This is a genomic window from Streptosporangium heterodermiicola (assembly GCF_051390675.1).
Lineage (GTDB): Bacteria > Actinomycetota > Actinomycetes > Streptosporangiales > Streptosporangiaceae > Streptosporangium.
On sequence record NZ_JBPJSR010000101.1, the window covers coordinates 1 to 576 of the forward strand.

The window sequence follows — 576 nt, forward strand, 5'->3', positions numbered from 1 at the left end:
GGGTCGATCTGGGCGCGGCGGCGTCGGTCGGCAGGGTGGTGCTGAAGCTGCCGCCGCAGGCGGCGTGGCAGGCCCGCACGCAGACGCTGTCGGTGCAGGGCAGCACGAACGGCTCGTCCTTCACCACGCTCGCCGCGTCGGCGGGCCACTCCTTCAACCCGGCCTCGGGCAACACCGTCACGATCACGTTCCCGGCGGCCTCCACCCGGTACATCCAGCTCACCTTCACCGGCAACACCGGCTGGACGGCCGCGCAGCTGGGCGAGCTTGAGGTGTACGGGACCGTCGCCGGAGGCGACACGCAGGCGCCGAGCACTCCGGGCAACCTCACCGTGACGGGGAAGACGGCGAACAGCGTGTCGCTGTCGTGGTCGGCCTCCACCGACAACGTGGGGGTGACCGGCTACCAGGTGCGCCGAGACGGCACCGTCGTGGCCACCGTGCAGGGCACCACGCACACGGTGACCGGGCTGAACCCCGCGACGGCGTACGCCTTCACCGTCACCGCCCACGACGCGGCCTCCAACGCCTCGTCCCCGTCGAACACGGTGAACGCGACCACGGACGCCGCCCCCA

General features: G+C 72.2%; 1 protein-coding gene. It reads left to right on the plus strand.

The window, feature by feature from the left end; translation table 11 throughout:
• Positions 1-576 (plus strand): fibronectin type III domain-containing protein (locus ACSC1Q_RS43065; RefSeq protein ID WP_436764524.1); only part of this gene is annotated, 576 nt, incomplete at both ends.